The sequence below is a fragment of the Kitasatospora sp. NPDC093558 genome, assembly GCF_040683475.1.
Classification (GTDB): Bacteria; Actinomycetota; Actinomycetes; order Streptomycetales; family Streptomycetaceae; genus Kitasatospora.
This window is the reverse complement of the sequence record NZ_JBFBDY010001185.1, coordinates 1-1,379: the sequence shown is the minus strand read 5'-3', so window position 1 is coordinate 1,379 and position 1,379 is coordinate 1. Positions and strand designations below refer to the sequence as shown.

The following is a 1,379-nucleotide window of genomic DNA, read 5'->3' as shown; positions in this document are numbered from 1 at the left end:
GCGCCTCCGCGCCGTCCCCGGTCTCGGTGCGGGCCACGCGTAGGCCGGGCGGCACCGCCTCGGCCAGCGCGGCCCACCGGTCGCGGCCGGGACGGTCCACGAGGTCCTCGCCGTCGTGGTGCAGGAGGTCGAAGAAGTAGGCGCTGAGCGGCACTTCGGCCCGCAGCCGGGCCGGGTCCCGGCGGGTGGCGGTCCGCGCGGCGGTCTCCTGGAACGGGCGCGGGCGGCCGTCCGGTCCGAGCGCGATGGCCTCGCCGTCCAGGACCGCCGAGCGCAGCGGCAGCGTCAGCGCCGCCTCGACCACCTCGGGCACGCGCGCGGTGATGTCGTCCAGGCTGCGGGTGAACACCGCGACGTCCGCGCGGTCCCGGTGCACCTGGACCCGGATGCCGTCCAGCTTCCACTCCAGCGCCGCCGGACCGGTGCGCTCCAGCGCCGTGGTCACGTCGGGCGCGGACGCGGCCAGCATCGGCCGTACGGCCCGGCCCACTTCGAGCCGGAACGCGGCCAGCGCGGGCACCCCGCCGGTCAGCGCCGCCGCGGCCACCGCGCGGGCCGAGCCGCGGAACATCAGCGCCCGCCGCACCGCCGCCACCGGCACCCCGGCCGCCTGCGCGACGGCGTCCCCGACCACCGCGTCCAGCGCCCCCTGCCGCAACTCGCCCACCAGCACGGCCCGCAGGAACCCCTGTTCGACCTCGGTCGCCCGGCCGAACAGCGCCGCGAGCAGCCGCCGCCGCTCGGCCTGCGCCCCGGCCCCGTGCACCCCGGCGATCAGCTCCAGCTCCCGCTCGACCTCCCGCACCCCGAGCCCACCCGGCCCGTCGGCGGGCGGCGGCAGCTCGCGCAGGCTCGCGTACCCCACCCCGGTGCGCAGCCGCTGCGACTCGCCCGACAGCAGCGCCACCGCCGCCGGCGCCTCGTCCGGGCCCAGGTCGCGCAGGCACGTGGCGAGCAGCGCGATCTTTGCCTTGCGGCCCGGCTCGGCGGCGACGGCCCCGGACGTGAGGGCGAGCTCGCGCAGGGCCATGGAACCTCCTCGGGCGGACGGCTTCGGACACCTCCAGAATCCCCGCGGGGCCCGCGTCCCGCCCGCCGGGGGACGGGGGATGCGGGGCGCCGCTCGGACGGTGTCCGGCGCGTACGGAGGAGGCCGTGACCGGTCCGCCGGACATTCGTTCGGACTTTCTGTTATCGGCGGCGCGCCCCGAGGTCTCCCAGGTGTCGGCACCCGACCGCCGACCCGGACAGAAAGCGTGGCCAGGTGAACAGCGAAGACAGGACGACCATCCTCCCGGCGACCGGAGCGGCCGACCGTGTGGGCGGCCGCTCCGGAGGGCGTGCCGCGCGCCGGGCAGCCGAGCAGCCCGCCGATCGCC

1 protein-coding gene is annotated in these 1,379 nt (G+C 78.4%); it reads right to left on the bottom strand.

Going from position 1 to position 1,379, the window contains the following annotated elements:
* Positions 1-1,030 (bottom strand): ATP-dependent DNA ligase (locus tag AB0O00_RS39610; RefSeq protein WP_363659515.1); only part of this gene is annotated, 1,030 nt, incomplete at its 3' end.
* Positions 1,031-1,379 lie beyond the last annotated feature (349 nt).